A 16,798-nucleotide genomic window follows, 5' to 3' on the forward strand; every position below is an offset into this window, starting at 1 on the left:
CAGCTCCCTCTTCATATTATGAGATAACCTTACGAAGGTCGGTGTGAAAATGAGTAACTTGTGGATATTTGGTTTTCAGGCTTTATGGAGTCCAATCTTTTTATTATTTATGCTTTCGATTCTTATTGGGTACTTCTTAATTATTGGGCCATATAGAATGCGATTTGAAAATGCGACGAAGGTAAGTAAGAAGCAAATTTTTTATTTTACGACTGGTATTGTTCTTTTGTATTTTGTAAAGGGAGGGCCTATTGATTTAATTGGCCATATTATATTTAGTGCTCATATGTTTGAAATGGCAGTCATGTATATTGCGGTTCCACCGTTACTGTTGCTTGGTATACCAATTTGGTTATATCGTTATATTACTTCTTTTAAGTTCGTTCAAGTTATATTAAAGGCATTTGCTAAACCACTTATTGCGTTGTTTGTATTTAACGGCCTGTTTTCTTTTTATCATTTACCAGTTGTTTTTGATACAGTAAAACAAAGTCAAATAGCTCATCCTATTTGTCTCGCTATATTGTTTTTTACAGCAATCATGATGTGGTGGCCGATGTTAAATCCATTACCAGAATATCAAACGTTAAGTGATATAAAGAAACTTGGTTATATGTTTGCTAACGGCATATTATTAACGCCTGCTTGTGCGTTAATCATTTTTGCAACAGCCCCGCTATTTGCAACGTATACGGATCCGGCTGCTTGGATGAAAGCGATGGAACTATGTGTACCAGCGGGTACTTTATCTGATTTAAATATAACGGGACCAGAATTTTTGCACTGGATGCCAGTCGTACAAGACCAGCAAACTGGTGGTATCATAATGAAAATTGTCCAGGAAATAGTGTACGGTACAATTATAGGTTATGTATTCTTTAGATGGGCACGTAGAGAACGTGAAAAGGATAAGGAGCAGTTGCAACAATTGCCGCCATATTTACAGACTAAGTAAAAAAGTGTATGGGATTCCATACGCTTTTTTACTTAGTCACTTTAAAAAAAGATTGAATTTTCCAACTATTAATGTTAAGTTAGTGTAGGCGTGTACTAAAAGTGGATATAAAATTTACTACTAGTTTTCATGCGTAATAATTCCATATGTAGTGCAAGTTTTTTAGAGAGTTACAAATATATATATTGTTATATTTAATAAATACGAACTATTTTAAGGGGGAGTTTAAATGGGTAGTAGTGGAAGTATGGTAAAGCCGATTAGTGGTTTTTTGACAGCACTAATTCAATATCCAGTACCAGTAGTAGAGTCACGTGCAGACATTGATAAACAAATTCAACAAATCATAAAAACAATTCATTCGACCAAATCAGGTTACCCTGGATTAGAATTGATAGTATTTCCTGAATATAGTACACAAGGGCTAAATACAAAAAAATGGACTACGGAAGAATTTTTATGTACAGTGCCTGGGCCGGAAACAGACTTATTTGCTGAGGCATGTAAAGAATCTAAAGTATATGGTGTTTTTTCAATAATGGAGAAAAATCCTGATGGTGGAGAGCCATATAATACCGCAGTTATTATTGATCCACAAGGTGAGATGATTTTGAAGTATCGTAAGCTAAATCCTTGGGTGCCAGTCGAGCCTTGGAAAGCTGGAGATTTAGGCTTACCTGTTTGTGATGGACCTGGAGGAAGTAAATTAGCTGTTTGTATTTGTCATGATGGTATGTTCCCTGAAGTAGCTCGTGAAGCGGCCTATAAAGGTGCAAATGTCTTAATTCGTATTTCTGGATATAGTACACAAGTTAGTGAACAATGGATGCTAACCAATCGTTCAAATGCATGGCAGAATTTAATGTATACATTGTCGGTAAACTTAGCGGGTTATGATGGTGTATTTTATTACTTTGGTGAAGGACAAGTATGTAATTTTGATGGGACTACTTTAGTACAGGGACATCGAAATCCTTGGGAGATTGTTACTGCTGAAGTATATCCAGAACTAGCAGATCAAGCTAGATTAGGATGGGGATTGGAAAATAATATATATAATCTAGGTTCAAGAGGATATGTAGCAACTCCTGGTGGGGTGAAAGAAAATCCATATACGTTTGTAAAAGATTTAGCTGAAGGTAAATATAAGGTTCCTTGGGAAGAGGAGATTAAAGTAAAAGATGGATCTATTTATGGATATCCAGTAAAAAAAACGATTCATTCTTAGGGAAGGGAAATAAAACAAGCGCATCATATTGATGCGCTTATTTTTGTTAATCAATAATTTGAAATTCTTTTAACTCTTTTTCGACATTTTGTAGGAGTTGTTCGCTTTTTTGAAGTACATTCGTTGGGAAAGTCTCATCATCACCATATTCAACGCCGTGAGGATAATAATGTTTTCCTAATAAGGGGGGAAGTAGTTTTACTTCAGCATGTCTACTGCCAATGTCACCTTCAATAGCAACTCCTTGTACTCGTAAATAATAAACATCCTTTAATATTTCAAATTTATAATCGTATGTAACCCGTTCATAATCCCACTGTCCAGCAAGTACGAAGTGGTTGTTTTCCATGATTTCAGTTAAAAGAGTTAATTCAACGACGGCTCCATTAAATTTCGTATTTGTAAATCGCATATAATACCTCCTTTTTTAATGTTACACCATTATTTTTATAATAGTATGAATAATAAGAAAGTGCAATTCATATTGAGAGAAAAGGGATAATCCAGACTTTTTTCACAAAAATATGATATAGTGAAAAGAGTACGGTACACACAAAAAGAAAGAAATGGATTTGTGTATATCTCAATTTTATGTTTTGTTCAGGAGGTATATCGTTTGAAGAAATTATTGCGTATCGTAATGATTACATTTTTAATTTTAGCTGTTGATTTATACGGGAAATTACTCGTTTCACAATATATATTAACCCCATCTCAATCAAAGCAAGAAAATAAAATTGTGAAAAAGAAAAAGCAAATGAAGGAAGACTCCCCAGATACTGTTTTAAATATGATTGGTGAAGACTCTGAAAACTTATTAGCGAAGTGGGGAGAACCCTCTCGAATAGAGCCATCTGCATACGGATATGAATGGTGGGTATACAACCAGGATTTAACTCAGTATGTTCAATTTGGAGTTTCTGAACGTAAAGTTGTAACGGCGTACGCAGCTGGTGAACAAGTTAAGGTTCTACCTTATTATATAAATGAAAAATATGAAGAAGTATATAAAAAAAGTCCGCTTTCGCATGAAATTTCATTAAAAAGAGGGAAAAATAGTTATCAATTTGAGCTATCTGATACCGAAGTCATGGAACAACCGTTAATACCTGTAGAAGACGGATGGGCGCAATTGTATTTTGATCAATTTACACATGAGCTTGTTGGTGTTCGTTATATGGATGATGAAACTTTATTACGCCAAAGACCGTATCAGCTCGTTTATTCAGGTGAATTAATAGCAGAACAACCATTGACTCCGGAAAAAATAAAACAAGTAGAAAATGGGAATATGCAACAAATTTTTGATTTAACAAATATCATTCGAAGTCATCATAAATTACCATTACTAACATGGGATCAGGAAACAGCAGATGTTGCTGTTGGTCACAGTAAAGATATGAAAGACAATAATTATTTTTCTCATGACTCACCTACATTAGGTACGCTAGGAGATCGTTTGCAGCGCGGGAAAGTAGGATTTCAACTTGCTGGTGAGAACATAGCGGCGCAACATAGTGATGGAATTGCGGCAGTGCAAGGGTGGTTAAATAGTGAGGGGCATAGAAAGAATTTATTAAATGAACAATTTACAGGATTAGGTGTTGGTGTATACGATAAATTTTATACACAAAACTTTATTCGAAAATAAAGCGAAACTGTAAGCGGTGGGGTGTTACATCACCAAATTAGTTACTTCGTATTCACTGAATTGTAGGTGGGAATCTGACCGTATGCAAATAGGAGAAAAAAAGGTGCATGAATCGTCTAAAAATAGGCGAACCATGCGCCTTTTTTTTCTTACTATATAGTAGATATACATGGAGAGGTGAGGATTATGCCAACAACAAAAGGACCGTTACATCCATCGGTTCAACAGTTTAAAGAATTTGTAAACCATCACCCTAAAATGGTTCATGAGGTTAGAAGTGGTCACAAAACATGGCAACAATTTTATGAAGAATGGTACTTACTTGGTGAAGAGGACCCAATATGGGCAACGTATAGACCGGATGGAGCGCCTGCGTTTTCTTCGGTAAAAGAAAATAAAAAAGAAAAAGATAATCGAACTGAAGAGGAAAAAACCGCTGATGTGATGGGGCAAATGCTTTCTTTTTTTAAAAAGTTGGACGTGGAACAAATGCAGAACCATTTAGCTAATGTGACGAGTGCAATTGGGAGCGTGCAACAAGTTATTCAGCAATTTCAAGGTAACCGTACGCAGCAAGAGCAAAGTACTTCAGAAAATAACCCGTTTTTCTTTCAAAAGGATTAGGGGGAAAGATGATGAGAGCAGAAATTATGGAGTTTATAAAGGCTGATGAGGATTTATCTCGCTATATTAGAGAACAACCATACTGGTATAGAAAATTAACACGAAATCCTGAAGAAAAAGAGGCTTTTGAGTTAGCGGCGATGCAACATTTCAAAAAAACAATACCAGATAAAGTGGAAAAGTTTCAAAATCAATTGGCCGTTGCTTCGATTATGATTGATATGTTTCAGTATATGAAGCAACAAAATGCAACCTAATTGGAAGTGAAAAATATGTCTGTCATGCAGAACTTTTGTTACAATAGAGATTGATTATTTAAAAAGGAGTTGCAGCATGACGGAAATTTGTTTAGTACGACATGGACAAACTGATTGGAATTTTCAAGAAATTATTCAGGGACGAGAAGATATTCCGCTTAATGAAGTTGGTAAGAAGCAAGCGAGTCAAAGTGCAGCTGCTTTACAAAAAGAAACGTGGGATATCATTATAAGTAGCCCGTTAATTAGAGCGCAAGAAACGGCTAATGAAATTGCAAAGGTAGCTGGATTACAATCGATTTTATTAGATGAGCGATTTGTTGAACGGAATTTTGGGGAAGCTTCAGGGAAGCCGGTTGCGGCTGTTAGAGAGTTGATTGCTGAAGGTAAAGTAGAAGGTATGGAGCGAGATGAAGAGATTGTAGCTCGTTGCTTTGCTGCTTTAGAAGATGTTGCGACAACTCATTTTGGCAAACGTATTATTATTGTTGCTCACTCACACGCGATAAAAGCGATTTTACATGCCATTGAACCAGATGAAATTACATTTAAGACACCATTAAAAAATGCGTGCATTAGTTATGTGAAACAAAATAGTGGAAAATGGGATGTTCTTAAATATAATATAGCGGAACATATTAATGTATAAGTGTGTACGGATATAGTGTAAAAATAGTTTCATTATATCTTTCTTTTGAGTAAGTCACTTCAATTAGTAGTTCTAATCTAAATGTGGTATGATGGATACTCGGAGGTGTCTCTCATGATTGTAGCGACGCTAGAAAGCGTATTAATATTAGATAAGGCAGAGCAGCTTGCAAAAGCGATTATCTGTTCAGATATAGCAGAAGATTATCGTAAGTATTATAGAGAATTACATGAAGATATGGAACTTCAGACGCTAATTCAGCAATTTACAGCGATGAAAGAACGGTATGAGGAAGTACAGCGTTTTGGAAAATACCATCCTGACTATACTACCGTTTCGATGAAAATGAGAGAATTAAAGCGTTCTGTGGACTTACATGATAAGGTTGCAGCTTTTAAAAGAGCAGAAACTGCTTTGCAGAAGTTATTAGACGAAGTTAGTGTAGCAATCGGTTCGGAAGTGTCTGCTTCCATTAAAGTGCCAACAGGAAATCCATTCTTTGATGCTGGTGGCTGTGGTGGAGGCTGTGGTACTGGCGGAGGTTGTGGTTGTAAAAAAACGGGGTGATGTACCCCGTTTTTTAGAAGTTGGAAGAAAACGTATACAGAGTTTGTCCTGTAATGTTATAAATTTCTGATCGGTTTTCATAGAATATAAAATATATGTTTTTAAAAGGAGAAGATGGAGAAGATTATGTTCGGGCAACGACAAAGTATGATTGTTTATTTACATTCATTGAAACATGCCAAGATTTTAAGGAAATATGGTAACATACATTACATATCAAAACGATTAAAATATGCTGTAGTATATTGTGATATGGAACAAATTGAGCATATGATGCATAAGTTGAACAAACTTCCTTTTGTGAAAAAGATAGAACAGTCGTATCGCCCGTATTTAAAAACGGAATTTGAAAATTCTCGTCCTGATCGAGCAAAAGAATACGATTATAGCTAATAGAAAAAATCCCCTGCTAAATTTAGCGGGGGATTTTTCACTTGAAATAACGTGTTATTTCATCGGAGGAATGAAATTGTTCATTCGTAAAATACCAATTAAATGATTAAAAAATAGTTCTTTTTCTGGGAAAGTTGTAGATGGTTTTACAGTAAAGGTAGCCACTTTTTTCCCAAGTTGTTCTGCCGTTTCTTCAAATAAAATGACACGTTTACTTTTTTTATTTTCAAATACAGGAATGCCTTCACGACATATGTATAATGGTTGGAAATCACCAGTAGTAGTTGGTTTTAATATTACAACAAGCGAACACACTTTTTTATCGTTTTTTATCGTTTCAAATTGTAACATATGTGCTATACGTTCTTGATTTGTTTTGGCAATTTCAAGTAATTCATATAAATCAGAGTAGCCTTCTCCAAGTTCTATAAAGCGTTGAATCATATCTTTTCCTCCTCTTTCTTTTACTGTACCATTTCACTTTTTAAATGAAAAGCACACAAAGAAAAAAAACCCTGCATAGCAGGGCCCTTCTTATACTAGCATGTACTAGTAAGAAGGCAAAGGGAGAGGAGAAACCGGAGGAAGAACTTATGGGGAAACGTAAGTCTTCTCCGCGGTTGGCAACAACATCGAAGGTGATGTTGTTATAATTATTTATGTCCAATCTAAATGAAGATATACATAATGAAATTAAATTTTATGTTGGGCTTTTTATTTTTCTTTTTTTTATTTTGTGATAGGATAAAAAAGATAAAGTGGAACTAATATACATATTGGGTTCATATTAGTGAATGATGAGATGAATATATATAAATAACGAGAGGTTATTTAAGGCCGAGTTTTCCTATAGTTAGGTGAATGTGGTTTGTTAGCGGTTACCGAAGTGGAAATGGCTTTCAATAATCCCTCGATAGATTGAAATAAAGGTAGTGACAACAGATGAGAGTAGTTTCAGGAAAATGTAAAGGACACCCACTTAAAGCGGTTCCTGGTAATACAACACGTCCAACGACAGATAAAGTAAAAGAATCTATTTTTAATATGATAGGTCCTTATTTTGATGGTGGTATCGCCCTTGATTTATTTGGTGGTAGCGGTGGTCTTGGAATTGAAGCTTTGAGCAGAGGGATCGATAAAGCAATTTTTGTTGATCGGGATAGTAAAGCGATAAAAGTAATTCATCAAAATTTAGAAAGTTGTAGAATACAGGAACAAGCTGAAGTATATCGAAATGATGCGGAACGTGCAGTAAAGGCGTTAATAAAACGTGAAATGTCATTCGATCTTATATTAATAGATCCTCCATATAAAGAGCAAAAAATTGTATCTTTAATTAGTGTAATGGATCAACATGGATTGCTGCATAGTGATGGATTAATTATGGCAGAGCATGGTAATGATGTGGTTTTACCTAATTCAATAGGTAGGCTTGTAAAAGTACGAGCTGAGAATTATGGGATTACTGCAATATCGATTTATAAGTATGAAGGTGAGGGGACAGAATGACAAGTATAGCTATTTCTTCAGGAAGTTTTGATCCAATTACCCTTGGGCATCTGGATATTATTAAAAGGGGAGCAAAAGTATTTGATGAAGTGTACGTAGTCGTTTTAAACAATTCATCAAAAAAACCATTCTTCTCAGTTGAAGAGCGATTAGAACTAATTCGAGAAGCGACAAAGGATATCCCGAATGTAAAAGTAGATTCGCATAGTGGGCTATTAGTAGAGTATGCAAAGATGCGTAATGCAAATGCAATATTACGTGGTTTACGAGCAGTTTCTGATTTTGAATATGAGATGCAAATTACTTCTATGAATCGAAAATTAGATGAAAATATTGAAACATTTTTTATTATGACAAACAACCAATATTCATTTTTAAGTTCGAGTATTGTGAAAGAAGTTGCGAGGTATGGAGGAAGTGTAGTAGATCTTGTACCTCCTATTGTAGAGCGTGCTTTAAAAGAAAAGTTTCAAACCCCGTTAAAGTGAACGGGGTTTTTCTTTATACGTGCGCAAAAATAATAAAATTACATATAAGTATAGACAAAATAATGTGAAAATTGGTCCGTAATGTATAAAAGATGTCCAAATTTCATGTAGTATAGAAGGGTGCTTGGATAAAAATACAGGAATATCTTGTGGCATAGGTGAGAAAGAACTCACTTTCTCATAAAACGGTGTCCAAAATACAAATGTAAAAATAGGGGCAAGGATACTTTGAATAATTCGTGCGAAAAAATAGGGTTTAAATCGGATATCTGTTTCAGCTAATATGCTAGCAATTTGTGCCTGAATAGAAAGACCGCTAAATGCTAAAATGAAGCTTGTTACCATAGCTTGTTGTAAGAGCGGTGTTTCATTTATTTGACTAATCATTTGGCTTCCGAGTGTCATTTCGAAAATACCTGATAATATAGGTATACTAAAATCTGTACTTAGTTGGAAGAATGATAAAATATATTGCATAATAAAAGAAAGAGCTGCTGTAATGTGGAATACAGTAATCATTTTATTTAACACAGAGAATAAAATAATAAATCCACCAATCATAAGTAATGTTTGAATAGAAGAAACAATAGCATCCCCAAGTAATTTACCAATTGGTCTTTTTTCTTGTAAGCGCGTCTCGTGGAGAATTAAAAAAGGGTTTTGAAAACGACGTTTTTTTGTAGTGTGTGTATTATTTTTGTAAGCGGTATTATCGCCGTGAAAACGCATAATTAATCCGACAGCAAAGTTACTGAAATAATGGGCAGCGGCTAATATAATTCCTAATTTCGGATTATTAAAAAAACCGATAGAAACAGCACCGAAAATAAAAAGTGGATTAGAAGAATTTGTGAAAGAAACGAGGCGCTCCGCTTCAATCTGAGTTAAAAGATTGCTTTTTCGTAGTCTAGCGCTTAATTTGGCGCCTGCAGGGAAACCAGAAGCCATTCCCATCGCCCAAACAAATCCGCCTATCCCTGGAACGCGAAAAAGTGGGCGCATGAGTGGTTCTAATATAACGCCAATAAATTTTACAACACCGATACTAATTAGAAGTTCCGCAATGATGAAAAACGGTAGTAGTGAAGGGAATACAACTTCCCACCATATATTTAACCCGCGAATAGAAGCTTGCAAAGCGGCTTGGGGGTGGAGTACAAGAGAAAAGGTTAAAAATAGCGTTGATATGGTAAGGAAAGCGGTTTTCCATTTTTCATACATGTAAGTAAATCCCCCTTTGTCCCAAAAAACGTTCATTTCAGTATACGTGGATACGTAGTGAATTTAGACCATAAGTATGAAAAAGGAATGAAAAAAATTAAAGGGTGAGAAAAATGAAAGAACCAAAGATTGGTTTAGCACTTGGGTCTGGAGGAGCGAAAGGGTTTGCTCATATTGGTGTAATAAAGGTTTTAAGGGAAGCGGGTATCCCTATTCACATGATTGCAGGAAGTAGTATGGGGGCGTTAATAGGTACGTTTTATGCGGCAAGTAGTAACGTTGAAAGATTGTATAAATTGGCATCTGTTTTTAAGCGGAAGTATTATTTAGATTTCACGGTACCGAAAATGGGATTTATTGCTGGAAAACGTGTCAAAGATATGATTAAAATGTTTACATATAATAAAAATTTAGAAGAGTTAGATATCCCGACGGCTGTTGTGGCTACTGACATATTGAAGGGGGAAAAAGTGGTTTTTACAAGTGGGCCAGTTGCAGATGCGGTGAGGGCTAGCATATCTGTTCCTGGAGTGTTTGTACCAGAAAAAATAGATGGACGATTATTAGTGGATGGTGGAGTCATTGATCGCATCCCAGTATCGGTTGTGAAAGAGTTAGGGGCCGATATTGTTATCGCTGTTGATGTATCTCCAATTAAGGTGAATGGCGATGTTACGTCCATTTATGACGTAATCATGCAAAGTATTGAAATTATGCAGCATGAGCTTGTAATGAATCGGCAAATTGCATCGGATTTAATGATGCGACCAGCTGTAGAGCAATTTAGTTCACGTGCTTTTACAAACATTGAAGATATTATTCGAGTTGGAGAAGTAGAAGCAGAAAAACATGTTTCAAATATTTATTTATTAATTGAGCAGTGGAAGGAGAAACATAATGTTTAAGCGTTTTCGGTTTATATATGCAATCTTAATAGGGGTTATATTGGCGATGTTACTTGTTTACGTACGTTTACCGTATTATGTAACAAAACCAGGAATGGCTGCCAAATTAGAGCCTTACGTTCAAGTTGAGGGTGGAACGAAAGAATCTGGTGATTTTATGCTTGTTACGGTTTCAATGGGACCAGCAAATGTGGTGAATTTAATAGCGGCACAGTTTAATAAATATACACATATTTCGAAAGCGGAAGAAATATTGCAAAAAGGTGAGAGTGATGAAGAATATCAATTTCGCCAAAATTATGCGATGAAAGATTCACAAAATGCAGCAATTTATAATGCATATAAACGTGCAAATCGCTCAGTATCTTTTGAAAATAAAGGTGTATTAGTTGCTGGTGTGGCAAAAGGAATGCCGTCAGAAGGAAAGCTTAAGCTTGGTGATGTTATTATAGCTGTTGATGGAAAAACTTTTGAAAAGACGGAGCAATTTATTGAATATATGACTGGAAAAAAAGAAAGCGATGCTGTAAGTATTGAGTACATGAGAAATGGAAAACAATTGAAAGAGAATTTAAATGTAAAGACGATTCCTAATGGGAATGGACGTGTCGGTATAGGTGTTTCTATCGTTACGGAAAGAGAATTAGTGGTCGATCCGAAAGTGAAAATTAATTCTCATGAAATTGGTGGACCATCTGCAGGTTTAATGTTCACATTAGAAATATATAATCAACTTGTGGAAGAAGACTTAACCAAAGGACATGAAATAGCTGGAACAGGTACAATTAATGAAAAAGGAGAAGTGGGCCCGATTGGTGGTATAAATCAAAAAGTGGTGGCTGCTAGCGATGCCGGGGCTGAAGTGTTCTTTGCGCCAAATGAAAAAGGTGCGGAGAAATCGAACTATAAAGATGCACTTGAGACTGCAAAGGATATTAAAACAAAAATGAAAATTGTACCAGTAGATACGCTGGATGATGCGTTAACATATTTAGAAAAGATGGATAAGGAAAAACCTCTCTGAAATAGAGAGGTTTTTTTATAGGAATTTTGTAGATGTTTCATCATAGCGAATAGGATGGTGTGTTGTATCCTGTTTTAATAGTTGCGTGCGTAACGGTTCGTGCATGATGGAGAAATATACAGAGTTTGCTTTTTTCTCTATATCTAAAGCGGCATGGTCAAATGTTTTTGTATGAGTAAGGATTGGAAGTTCGATTTTTTTCTTGTTTTTTGAAAGATAAGTTTGTCCTTTTTGTGACATGCCTAGCAGGCGAATATATGGTGCGTGTTGTTCTATATTTGCGCTACGTATTTCCTCTTTTGTTGTGTTTGTTAAAATGTGTGTACAAGCTCTTTGTAATCTAGTCCATGTATAACGTTTTGTTTTTAATGCTTCCATGAATGAATAGAAGGAGGAACTGTTTTGTATTTTTGATAAAATACGATGCTCTAAACCTTCTTCTATTTCATATATATGTCGTAAGTCCCCTGGAGACATCGTCATGAGTTTATATTTGAAAAATGAAAAGTATTGTTCCCAATTATGTAATATCCCGTAGTTTTGTTTGTAATTTGCTAAAAGCGAAGTGGTTGCCTGTGGGAGAAAAGGTTCAATTGCTGTAAATGATCCTTCTTCGCTAAAGAGTTGTTTTCGGATGCTTGTCGCGCTTGCAATATGTTGGTCACTAAATGTTTCATCATGATAATGAGCGGCAAATCTTTTTATAGTTTGAGCTTGTATAGAGCTATTTTGTGACAGGATTGCTTTCATATATTGGAAGCCTAAAATATTATTTGGTTGTGACATATCTATGTTTTTTTCGGATGTTAAAATGTGTGAGAAAGCATCCGATGTTGCTTTTGCATAACTATTACCAGCGCCCATGAATTGTTTTACAAGGCAGTTAAAAGTCTCTTCTTCGTTTTTTTGTACGGAGATGGTATTATAAAAATTTTCGATTTGTCCATCCTCACTACCGAAACAAATTTCAGAAACACGTAGAGCATTTAAAATGGAAATAGCACCATTTGCGAAGGTTTCAGCCTTTTGTGTTGCAAAGACGTATGGAAGCTCTACAACAAGGTCTACGCCGTTTGCTAAGGCCATTTTAGTGCGATACCATTTGGAAATGAGTGAGGGCTCACCACGCTGTAAAAAAGGACCACTCATAACGGCAATTATTATATCGGATTGTGTTAACTTTTTTGTCTGTTGCACATGATAAAGATGACCGTTATGAAAAGGGTTATATTCAACAACAATACCACCAGCTTTTATGGTAATCTCTCCTTTCGATGTAGCATCTTTTTGAAAAACGTGATACTCTATATATTATTTACTATGATGACTTCATTATAGTGTAAAGAAAAAACTTACACTATAAACGCATTATACCACTTGTTATACGGGTTTTAATCCTCTTCATTTTCAACGATGACCACATTTTGACCACTTCGACCACTTTTTAATACATTTCCTAGCATTTCAGTTACTTCAATTTGACGTTCTTCATAAACATCAGTATAAATATTTAAAGTTGTAGAAACATTTGTATGACCAAGCAATTTTGAAACAACCTTTGCATTTGCGCCAGAATCGATTAAAATAGTTGTAAACGTTCTTCGGATATCGTGGAATCTAATATACGGTACGTCAATTGCTTCGCACAAAGCTTTCATTTGGTAGCGTATCGTATATGGATGCACGATTTTTTTATTTCTTGTGCAAATTAATAAGTCGAAAGAATTCTCCTTCTTATGACTTCGATATTCTAACAACTCTCCCATTAATTCTTCTGTCATCGGGATTATACGATTAGATGCTTCAGTTTTTGTCTCACCTAATTCATACTTTCCATCAACAAGCGTTAATGTTCTTTGTACATGAATAGTCTTGTTTTTGAAATTAATATCATCCCACTGTAAAGCTAATACTTCTCCGATCCGCATGCCTGTATGCAACGCTAAAACAAACGCAATATAATAGCTTCCTTGTATTTTTGCATACTCCATAAACTTCATGGCTTGTTCAACTGTCCAACTAGCTTGCGACTTCTTTTTAACTTTAGGCCGTTTAGCTTTCTTAGCAGGATTAGAGTTAATCATTTCTAGTTCTACGCCTTTATCGAGGATTTGTTTTAACATAACATCAACAGATGAAATGTATTTCGTAGTTAGACCCTCTTTAAGTAGCTTCTGGTGAAAATTATGAACAGTCAATGGTTTTATATCTGATAATCTCTTTTCGCCAAATTCAGGCATAACACGTGAGCGTAGAATGCGTTTGTATTGATACAATGTTGATGGTCTACATGATGATTCTTTTTCTTGCATCCAGATTTCTACGAGCTGAGAAAAGCGAATATCACTATTCTCGTAATCCCCATTTGCTAAATCATTTGTTACTCTTGCCACTTCTTCTTGAGCAGCTTTCTTTGTTTTAAAGCCACCTTTAGTGATTTGTTTCCGTTTACCTGTGATAGGGTCTTTGCCGACATCCATGGTAAAAGACCACTTCTCACCACGTTTACGAAAGTATGCCATGATTTTTCACCTCGTCATAATCGTTTTCTAGATACAAGCTGTGATATGTGGTAGTGGTATAAGAAATGATAGCATGTAAGCCTAATTTCTGTAAAAGGAAATTTACAGATATAAAAGAAGTGAGCTACAATATTTGTATATTAAATAAAGGAGGGGAAAATATGGAGGAATTCACAAAGGACCCTGGTGGTCACAGAGTAGCTGATCCTGGTGTAGGTTGGCATAACGAACCAGGCGGTGGCGGTTGGAAATATGACGAAGATCCAGGAACAGGGTGGAAACCAATTTATGGTCCGGGGACAGGTGTATAAAAGAAAGGGGAGAGTGAGATTATGAAAAGCTACATAAAAGACCCAGGAGGTTCAAAGGTAATTTCTGATCCAGGAGGAGCAGGTGGAAGTCCATTAGTACTTGATCCAGGTAATGGGGGCGCAGGATTAAAAATAGAACCAGGTGGACATAGAATGAATGAGCCAGGTGGTGGAGGTTTAAAAAATAATACTGATCCAGGAGGATGGTAATTATGTTATTACACTCTAAAGAATCACAGAAACCTGGTACAGGATGGAAGTTATACGATCCGGGGACAGGAGTGGGTATTTTCGATCCAGGACCAGGCGGGGGATATACAACTGATCCAGGCGGTGGATGGCGAAAAGAACCGGGAGGTTTAAGAAAATGAAACGAGATAACTATGATCCAGGCGGTTTAGGTGGAAGTCAATTGAAGTATGACCCAAATCCGGGTGGAGGGTATTGGAAAGATCCAGGTGGCGGAATGGGGATGTATGATCCTGGGGCAGGTGGAGGATACATAAAAGATCCAGGCACAGGAATATAAAAAAAGAGAGCCAAGTGCTCTCTTTTTTTGTGAAAATTTGTTAATTTTTACCGTTGCGATTGGAAATGTTTTCTACTACAATCGACTCATAACAATTCTTTTTTCTCGTTTAAGAATTGCGTGTAAAACTTGAGTTGTTTACAGAATTGTTCTCGTTGGGATTCATCTAGGCCTGCGAAAACCGTTTGAATTTCATCGAGAACATTTTCTAAGTGCTTTTCACTTGTCGTGAATTTCCGGCCCATTAGTGTATCGACAGAGATATCAAAAAATGACGCGATACGATCTAGCGAATCCAAATCCGGCTCATTAAAATTAGTTTCCAAATTACTAATCTGACTACGGCTTAATTGGACTTTATCGCCGAATTCGGCTTGTGTTAAAGTGCGAGCATTCCTAAATTTTTTTAAATTTTCTCCAAATGTATTCATGCCTTTATTATAAATAAGGCAATATTTTTAGACTATATATACCAAATAATTTGCCCTAAATATTATATTTGCTTAATTTTTTGGACTATATTTAAAAATAAACTAGAACAAGTGTTCTTTTGATGGTAAAATATTCTTAGTGAAAAAGGAATTTTCGAAAAAAACTTTCTCAACATGATTTGATAATAAACTGAATGGAAGATTCTAAATCTTGTGATAAACTGATTTTAAATATAAAAATAAGAACAAAAAAGACCCATAGCGCAGCAAAAGTAGTGTGCAGCCACTCTTATGCTGTTCCCCTAATACGGTAGGGAAAATACTTGCCATGAGTCAGCACAAGTATAACATATAAACTTTAAAAAAACTTGAATGGTATAGGTTTTCTATTGAGAAAGTTCAGGGAAGGTGTCTCGCGTTCAAAGGAGGCTTCGTTATGAATAAAGTATCTAGTTTAAGTGGTATTGTTTTAGATGATGAATTAAATTCAGTAAAGCTTTCAAAAATCACAAATTTATCACAGTCAAATTTATGGAAAACATTGAATGGAAAAGTACCTATGACTTTCGCAAAATTAGTTAAAATATTGAGTGGTCTTGACTCTGAAGAACAGAAGATGGCAGTGGTTCAAGAATTTTTAAAGTATACAGATAAAGAAGCTGATATAAGAACTGCAATGTATTATTTATATCAGTCAGGTTATACGGAATTACTTCATGATCTTGTTGAGAACGATTATAAACAATCTGTAACTAATAATTATAGAGATATATTCCGAGTTTGTTTAGATAGACAAACTCAATCATTGAGATCGGGAGCGTTTCTTAAAGAAATTGAAACATTACGTACAAAAGTGAATTTAAATAAAACAGGTGTGAATATTCTTGTGAATACTTTAAGTGTATATGGTTATTTTGATTTAGGGGCATATAATGTATTAACTGTTCTCCAAGGAATTATTCAGGAGAAAATTGATAAAATGCCAAAAGGCTTAGAAAAGACATTAAACGAAGTAGAATTAAATATAATCTGTGCATATGCAAGTTTAATGCAAGACGAAGTAAAAACGGCAAGGGAATTATTACAGCATGTACTAGAGAAACAAGAGATTCCGCGTTTATTGAAAGCTACAGCACTTAGTATTTTTGCTGAGAGTTATATTTTCAGTAATCCTGATAAAGCATTGTATTTTTTTGAATTATCGCTTTCAGAATTAAGAAAGATTAAGAATAACAAATCATTACTAAAAAGAAAATTAGTGGAAAATACAACTGCTTTCTGTTGTATTATTCATAATATTCCTGTAAAATTAGAATATATACATGACGACGCTGAAATTGCGTTACAGTGTATTCGTCAAAACAAGAACAGTGAAGCTTGCAAAATATTAAATCAAATCAGCAATCGAACTGCAACTCAAGATTTTTATTTATCGATTGCGATGAATGATGAAGAATTGAGAAAAAAGGCATATCACCGGTTCTTAAAGGACGGAAACTTATTCTACATAAAAATTTTTGATATCTTAAAGTGA

Annotated in this window: 23 protein-coding genes; 17 read left to right on the forward strand and 6 right to left on the reverse strand. The window is 35.2% G+C overall.

Annotation, left to right across the window (positions count from 1 at the left end):
- Positions 1-49 precede the first annotated feature (49 nt).
- Both ctaG and CGQ22_RS05000 read left to right on the forward strand, forming a co-directional pair.
- Positions 50-955 carry a cytochrome c oxidase assembly factor CtaG gene (gene ctaG / locus CGQ22_RS04995; RefSeq protein WP_000069029.1) on the forward strand — a complete coding sequence of 302 codons (906 nt, stop codon included), beginning with the start codon at positions 50-52 and terminating at the stop codon, positions 953-955.
- A 229-nt stretch (positions 956-1,184) separates the two neighbouring features.
- Positions 1,185-2,183 carry a formamidase gene (locus CGQ22_RS05000; RefSeq protein WP_000535803.1) on the forward strand — a complete coding sequence of 333 codons (999 nt, stop codon included), beginning with the start codon at positions 1,185-1,187 and terminating at the stop codon, positions 2,181-2,183.
- Positions 2,184-2,229: 46 nt separating this feature from the next.
- Here the strand turns inward: CGQ22_RS05000 and CGQ22_RS05005 are convergent, their stop codons facing one another.
- A complete protein-coding gene (locus CGQ22_RS05005) occupies positions 2,230-2,595 on the reverse strand; it encodes a YugN family protein (protein ID WP_089148315.1) in 366 nt (121 codons plus the stop codon).
- A gap of 204 nt (positions 2,596-2,799) precedes the next feature.
- Between CGQ22_RS05005 and CGQ22_RS05010 the strand changes: the two genes are divergently transcribed.
- The 6 genes from CGQ22_RS05010 (at position 2,800) to CGQ22_RS05035 (ending at position 6,324) form a co-directional block, all read left to right on the forward strand.
- Complete coding sequence (locus tag CGQ22_RS05010; RefSeq protein WP_000735379.1) at positions 2,800-3,834, forward strand: CAP domain-containing protein; 1,035 nt, start codon at positions 2,800-2,802, stop codon at positions 3,832-3,834.
- Positions 3,835-4,020: 186 nt separating this feature from the next.
- Positions 4,021-4,458: a YlbD family protein gene (locus tag CGQ22_RS05015; RefSeq protein ID WP_001143346.1), complete on the forward strand. Its 438-nt coding sequence runs from the start codon at positions 4,021-4,023 to the stop codon at positions 4,456-4,458.
- Positions 4,459-4,469: 11 nt separating this feature from the next.
- A complete protein-coding gene (locus CGQ22_RS05020) occupies positions 4,470-4,715 on the forward strand; it encodes a YlbE-like family protein (RefSeq protein WP_001200990.1) in 246 nt (81 codons plus the stop codon).
- A gap of 76 nt (positions 4,716-4,791) precedes the next feature.
- Entirely contained in the window at positions 4,792-5,364 is a 573-nt protein-coding gene (locus CGQ22_RS05025) for a histidine phosphatase family protein (protein ID WP_089148316.1), read from the forward strand.
- A gap of 114 nt (positions 5,365-5,478) precedes the next feature.
- Positions 5,479-5,931, forward strand: a complete 453-nt coding sequence (locus CGQ22_RS05030; protein WP_000634365.1) for a YlbF/YmcA family competence regulator — start codon at positions 5,479-5,481, stop codon at positions 5,929-5,931.
- Positions 5,932-6,057: 126 nt separating this feature from the next.
- Positions 6,058-6,324: a YlbG family protein gene (locus CGQ22_RS05035; protein WP_002082261.1), complete on the forward strand. Its 267-nt coding sequence runs from the start codon at positions 6,058-6,060 to the stop codon at positions 6,322-6,324.
- A 54-nt stretch (positions 6,325-6,378) separates the two neighbouring features.
- Here the strand turns inward: CGQ22_RS05035 and CGQ22_RS05040 are convergent, their stop codons facing one another.
- Positions 6,379-6,768, reverse strand: a complete 390-nt coding sequence (locus tag CGQ22_RS05040) for a DUF7147 family protein (protein WP_000616017.1) — start codon at positions 6,766-6,768, stop codon at positions 6,379-6,381.
- Between the two features lie 498 nt (positions 6,769-7,266).
- Here CGQ22_RS05040 and rsmD point away from each other — a divergent pair, with 498 nt between their 5' ends.
- Both rsmD and coaD read left to right on the forward strand, forming a co-directional pair.
- Complete coding sequence (rsmD, locus tag CGQ22_RS05045) at positions 7,267-7,833, forward strand: 16S rRNA (guanine(966)-N(2))-methyltransferase RsmD (protein WP_001266977.1); 567 nt, start codon at positions 7,267-7,269, stop codon at positions 7,831-7,833.
- Positions 7,830-8,321, forward strand: coding sequence for a pantetheine-phosphate adenylyltransferase (coaD, locus tag CGQ22_RS05050; protein ID WP_000200601.1), 492 nt, complete (start codon positions 7,830-7,832; stop codon positions 8,319-8,321). Before rsmD ends, coaD begins: the two co-directional genes overlap by 4 nt.
- On the opposite strand, the gene ylbJ is transcribed toward coaD, so the two are convergent.
- Positions 8,313-9,542, reverse strand: a complete 1,230-nt coding sequence (gene ylbJ / locus CGQ22_RS05055; protein ID WP_000273081.1) for a sporulation integral membrane protein YlbJ — start codon at positions 9,540-9,542, stop codon at positions 8,313-8,315. The genes coaD and ylbJ overlap by 9 nt on opposite strands.
- Before the next feature lie 113 nt (positions 9,543-9,655).
- Here ylbJ and CGQ22_RS05060 point away from each other — a divergent pair, with 113 nt between their 5' ends.
- Both CGQ22_RS05060 and CGQ22_RS05065 read left to right on the forward strand, forming a co-directional pair.
- Positions 9,656-10,447: a patatin-like phospholipase family protein gene (locus CGQ22_RS05060; RefSeq protein ID WP_000662590.1), complete on the forward strand. Its 792-nt coding sequence runs from the start codon at positions 9,656-9,658 to the stop codon at positions 10,445-10,447.
- Positions 10,440-11,471 carry a SepM family pheromone-processing serine protease gene (locus CGQ22_RS05065; RefSeq protein WP_000476298.1) on the forward strand — a complete coding sequence of 344 codons (1,032 nt, stop codon included), beginning with the start codon at positions 10,440-10,442 and terminating at the stop codon, positions 11,469-11,471. Before CGQ22_RS05060 ends, CGQ22_RS05065 begins: the two co-directional genes overlap by 8 nt.
- Before the next feature lie 15 nt (positions 11,472-11,486).
- Here CGQ22_RS05065 and CGQ22_RS05070 read toward each other — a convergent pair whose 3' ends face one another.
- On the reverse strand, positions 11,487-12,668 hold the full coding sequence (locus CGQ22_RS05070; protein ID WP_254704089.1) for a nucleotidyltransferase: 1,182 nt from the start codon (positions 12,666-12,668) through the stop codon (positions 11,487-11,489).
- A gap of 194 nt (positions 12,669-12,862) precedes the next feature.
- Positions 12,863-13,993 (reverse strand): site-specific integrase, encoded by a 1,131-nt coding sequence (locus CGQ22_RS05075; protein ID WP_086395433.1) that lies wholly within the window; start codon positions 13,991-13,993, stop codon positions 12,863-12,865.
- Between the two features lie 161 nt (positions 13,994-14,154).
- On the opposite strand from CGQ22_RS05075, the gene CGQ22_RS31825 reads away from it, so the two are divergent.
- The 4 genes from CGQ22_RS31825 to CGQ22_RS31835 are packed head-to-tail and all read left to right on the forward strand — an operon-like array spanning position 14,155 to position 14,833.
- Positions 14,155-14,304 (forward strand): hypothetical protein, encoded by a 150-nt coding sequence (locus CGQ22_RS31825; RefSeq protein WP_033694515.1) that lies wholly within the window; start codon positions 14,155-14,157, stop codon positions 14,302-14,304.
- A 21-nt stretch (positions 14,305-14,325) separates the two neighbouring features.
- Positions 14,326-14,514, forward strand: coding sequence for a hypothetical protein (locus CGQ22_RS05085; protein WP_029438037.1), 189 nt, complete (start codon positions 14,326-14,328; stop codon positions 14,512-14,514).
- 2 nt (positions 14,515-14,516) lie between these two features.
- On the forward strand, positions 14,517-14,675 hold the full coding sequence (locus CGQ22_RS31830; RefSeq protein ID WP_080448604.1) for a hypothetical protein: 159 nt from the start codon (positions 14,517-14,519) through the stop codon (positions 14,673-14,675).
- Entirely contained in the window at positions 14,672-14,833 is a 162-nt protein-coding gene (locus CGQ22_RS31835) for a hypothetical protein (RefSeq protein WP_175423370.1), read from the forward strand. Before CGQ22_RS31830 ends, CGQ22_RS31835 begins: the two co-directional genes overlap by 4 nt.
- 86 nt (positions 14,834-14,919) lie before the next feature.
- On the opposite strand, the gene CGQ22_RS05095 is transcribed toward CGQ22_RS31835, so the two are convergent.
- Complete coding sequence (locus tag CGQ22_RS05095; protein WP_001091277.1) at positions 14,920-15,264, reverse strand: helix-turn-helix domain-containing protein; 345 nt, start codon at positions 15,262-15,264, stop codon at positions 14,920-14,922.
- 436 nt (positions 15,265-15,700) lie between these two features.
- On the opposite strand from CGQ22_RS05095, the gene CGQ22_RS05100 reads away from it, so the two are divergent.
- A complete protein-coding gene (locus CGQ22_RS05100; protein WP_089148318.1) occupies positions 15,701-16,798 on the forward strand; it encodes an AimR family lysis-lysogeny pheromone receptor in 1,098 nt (365 codons plus the stop codon).

Source organism: Bacillus sp. M13(2017), from assembly GCF_002218325.1.
In the GTDB taxonomy this organism is placed as follows: domain Bacteria; phylum Bacillota; class Bacilli; order Bacillales; family Bacillaceae_G; genus Bacillus_A; species Bacillus_A thuringiensis_K.